This window comes from Mesorhizobium sp. M4A.F.Ca.ET.022.05.2.1 (genome assembly GCF_003998845.1).
Lineage (GTDB): Bacteria > Pseudomonadota > Alphaproteobacteria > Rhizobiales > Rhizobiaceae > Mesorhizobium.
The window spans coordinates 1-3,412 of record NZ_RZOJ01000533.1 but is presented as its reverse complement, the minus strand read 5'-3'; the positions used below and the strand labels follow the sequence as shown (position 1 = coordinate 3,412).

5 protein-coding genes and 1 pseudogene are annotated in these 3,412 nt (G+C 64.8%); 4 read left to right on the top strand and 2 right to left on the bottom strand.

What is annotated here, in order from left to right:
- From EN745_RS32170 to EN745_RS32160, 3 genes are all read left to right on the top strand, one after another.
- On the top strand, nt 1–856 hold an 856-nt coding region (locus EN745_RS32170), incomplete at its 5' end, for an efflux transporter outer membrane subunit (RefSeq protein WP_127423110.1).
- A 96-nt stretch (nt 857–952) separates the two neighbouring features.
- Complete coding sequence (locus tag EN745_RS32165) at nt 953–1,639, top strand: aspartyl/asparaginyl beta-hydroxylase domain-containing protein (protein ID WP_126054235.1); 687 nt, start codon at nt 953–955, stop codon at nt 1,637–1,639.
- A gap of 50 nt (nt 1,640–1,689) precedes the next feature.
- Complete coding sequence (locus EN745_RS32160) at nt 1,690–2,049, top strand: hypothetical protein (protein ID WP_126054234.1); 360 nt, start codon at nt 1,690–1,692, stop codon at nt 2,047–2,049.
- Nucleotides 2,050–2,076: 27 nt separating this feature from the next.
- Here the strand turns inward: EN745_RS32160 and EN745_RS32155 are convergent, their stop codons facing one another.
- A complete protein-coding gene (locus EN745_RS32155) occupies nt 2,077–2,373 on the bottom strand; it encodes a DUF982 domain-containing protein (protein ID WP_126054233.1) in 297 nt (98 codons plus the stop codon).
- A 321-nt stretch (nt 2,374–2,694) separates the two neighbouring features.
- Nucleotides 2,695–2,982, bottom strand: coding sequence for a hypothetical protein (locus tag EN745_RS32150; protein ID WP_245487888.1), 288 nt, complete (start codon nt 2,980–2,982; stop codon nt 2,695–2,697).
- A gap of 298 nt (nt 2,983–3,280) precedes the next feature.
- On the opposite strand from EN745_RS32150, the pseudogene EN745_RS37335 reads away from it, so the two are divergent.
- Nucleotides 3,281–3,412 (top strand): annotated as a pseudogene (locus tag EN745_RS37335) (type I methionyl aminopeptidase); the annotation flags it as partial.

Below are 3,412 nucleotides of genomic sequence, written 5' to 3'. Positions count from 1 at the left end.
CACCATGGCTGAAGCCGGCACGGCGACGGCAGCCGATGTCGCCAAGGCCATGGGACAGGCAGCGAGCACCGAGGCCTACGTGCCGACGCTGGAGGCAAGCTATGCCGAGGCGGTGCACCGTCTTTCCGTCCTCACCGGACGGCCGCCGGCGGCTCTGAACGACAGGCTGAAGCGTGGCGCGCCTATTCCCGCGCCTCGCCTGCCGGTGCCGGCCGGCATTCCCGCCGATATCCTGCTTGCCCGCCCCGACGTGCGCCTGGCGGAGCGGCAATACGCTCAGTACACCGCCAGGATCGGCCAGGCCGAGGCGGCCCGCTATCCGAGCGTCAGCTTGACCGGGAACATCGACACCTCGGCCCTCAGGCTCGGCGATCTCGGCAAGAACTCGACCATCGGCTGGTCCTTTGGGCCGACGCTCAGCGTGCCGCTGTTCAACGCCGGCAAGCTGGAGGCAGCCGCCGACGTCGCCAGGACCGAGCGCGACAAGTATTTCATCGCCTACAAGGCATCGGTGCTGACGGCGCTGGAGGATGTAGAAAACGCCAGCGTTTCGCTGACGCAGGAGCGCATCAGGAATGGCAAGCTTGCCTCGTCGGCGAAATCCTACGGCGACGCGGCGCGTCTCGAGCGGACGCTCTACACGTCCGGCGAAACCAATTTGCTCGATGTGCTGGACGCTGAGCGCTCGCTCTATTCGGCCGAGGACACGATGCTGCAAAGCCGCGTCTCCTTGGCCACCGACTACATCGCGCTCAACAAGGCACTCGGCGGTGGCTGGGACGGCGTCATCGACAGTGCAAAGCCCGAAATCGTCGACGCCAGCACCGGCCCCAGGCTGGCCGCGAAGACGCAATGACATTGGAGGCAGAGTTCAACAGCGCAAACAAATCTCCGTGAGCAACAGCCCGGAAGCAATCGCCCACCATATCTGTAAACCCATCGAGGTGATGAAATGTCGAGCGCCTACGATCTCGGAACCGGTCTCGTCCGTCGTATCTACGAAAAGCGCATAGATGCACCGGCGATTCTTGATGCCGGCACGCATTTTCCCAATGCCACGAAGTTCACCGCCGCCTGGCAGGCGATCCGCGACGAGGCGCTTTCGGTGCAACACGGCAAGGTGCCGCGCTTCCACGATATCATGCCGGAGCAGGCGGAGATCTCGGCCAATGACGGCCTCGACTGGCGCATGTTCGTGCTCAAGGCCTACGATCTTCCGGTTCCGGAAAACCTGGTGCGTATGCCGGTGCTCAGCCGGCTGCTTGCCGGATGCCCGGAGGTAAAATCGGCGGCGATCTCGTTCCTGGCCCCGCGCAAGCACATCCCCAGCCATCGCGGACCTTTTCGCGGCATCATGCGGTTTCACCTTGGCCTCGCCATCCCGCGCCAGGCTGATGGGCGGCCGGCAACGATCATGATGATCAACCATCAGGAAAGACGCATCGCCGACGGCGAATGCATGTTGTGGGACGACACCTTCCCGCACGAGGTGACAAACCACGCCGACCAGCCCCGGATCGCCCTTCTCCTTGATGTCTGGCGTCCGCGAATGCCGCTGGACATGGAAATCCTGTCCCGGCTGATCGTTCGCGGCGTGCAGACTGGGATGCGCCACCGGGGCGTGTCTTTTTCGGGCTGAATGCGGGCCGACTGCCCTTCCAACAAATCAAGCGAAGACTGGAGATCGCAATGAAGATCAATGTGCCGCTCGTGGCAGCCTCGATCGCAATTCTTACCGGTGGTGCTGCATTTGCCGCGCAGGACCAGGCCTTCCTGTCGCCGCAGAGGGCAGCCGCCGTTCTCGCCGACGGCCGTCCCTGGTCTGCGGATACACCCGACGGCAAGACGCTCAAATTCACGCTCAAGAAGGATGGGACGGGAAGCATCCGTGGCCCCATGCCCTTCACGCTGTCCGTAAGCTGGTCCGTTAAAGGCGACCAGATCTGCATCGCCGGCAAGATGGGCACAAGGTGCCTGCGCTTTCGCGAGGCGCCTGGAGGGCTTCAGGGTTGGGACGGCGACAAGCCGGACCTGAAATTCAGCCGCTAGATGCCGGCAAAGGCGGACGATGCAAGCTTACACCCGCAGCCCCCTCGCCTCGCCGCCGCGCTTGCCGGGAACCATCATGTCCCTGGCCAGCAGGCCGCTGACGCGGCAGAACGCCATAAAGGCGCGACAGGCATCCTCGGTCTTGACCACATCCACCGTGGCGCCGAAGCAGGCGTTGAAGGCGGCCTCATGGACCTTGCCCTGGCGACGGGCCGGCCAGGCCTGCAGGAAATCGAGCGCCTGCTCGACGCCGTAGATCTCCTCGACCGGCAGGCCGGGCGCAGGCGCGATGCGCACCGGCACCTCGAATTGCAATCTGTCCATTCCAAGTCTCCCCGACCGGTGCTGTCACGGCACCGGCGTTCGTCCTGAAAAATCACTTTGGCCGGGCTTTTGACTCAGGAATGTGTCCTGAGTGCGGTAAGCCCGGCCTGGACCGAGAGAAACAGCGCGGCCGAGGCACCGCGCGTCAGTGTCTTGAATGTCTTGATGCGTTGCGTTGAAGTTGCAGTGAACATGTTTCCGAAAATGGCGCGCCACGCGACCACGGACGGCCGCCGCGCGGGTCGCGGCGCGAAAGAATGGGGAATGGTTTGATGGCGCGGTCCGCGACCGCCGAGATCAAGCGGAAGGCGGCGCGCGCGGCTAGTTGGTGCTCGCCTGCCGCGCGGATATGGCGGCTGGCGCGGCTGCCGCCTGGATCGGCGAATTCTGGTCGACCAGGAGAATATGGGCCGCCAGCGCAAGCGCGCCGGCATCGCTGCTCAGGAACTGGACCGGCAGCGCCCGGCCGGCGCGGAGCTCGAGCGCCTGCGTCTTGCCGGTGATGCGCGGCAGCGCGACCTGGTCGCCCTGCCGCGCCAAGCTGATGCCGGCGCCGCCCGAAGCGGCAGCGCTGATCGCCTGCTGCTGGGCGAGACCGAGCAGCGACACCGGCAGCAGCAGGCCGCCCTAACCAGTGACAGCATTGATCTTGCGCGCGTGGAAGCCATCAAGTCTCCAAACTCTTCCCTTCGCCCTACCCCGTCGAGCCGCATGAGAAAAGCACCGCGCCAATCCGGCACCGGACCGGGCGGACGGCTGGGACATCGGCCATCGGGGCCGAATAGTGCGGGCTTAAGTCCGGCAGCGGCAGTTCGTCCTTGAACCTTGCGGCTTCCGGTGCCAAATCTGGGGGGATTTTTCGTGACGGCTCGCATCAGGAGCCAACCACCCCGGCAAACGGACATAAATGGTCACCTATCTCGACGCCGCCACGGCACCGCTCAGAAACACCGGCCAGATCCGCCTCTATGGCGAGGAAGGCTTTGCCGGCATGCGCAAGGCCTGCGAGCTCACCGCACGCTGCCTCGACGAGCTGGTG

Bases quoted from the DNA above. Each gene is read 5' to 3' on its own strand.
- EN745_RS32165 (WP_126054235.1), top strand. From the start codon at position 953: ATGTCGAGCGCCTACGATCTCGGAACCGGTCTCGTCCGTCGTATCTAC.
- EN745_RS32155 (WP_126054233.1), bottom strand. From the start codon at position 2,373: ATGGACAGATTGCAATTCGAGGTGCCGGTGCGCATCGCGCCTGCGCCC.
- EN745_RS32160 (WP_126054234.1), top strand. From the start codon at position 1,690: ATGAAGATCAATGTGCCGCTCGTGGCAGCCTCGATCGCAATTCTTACC.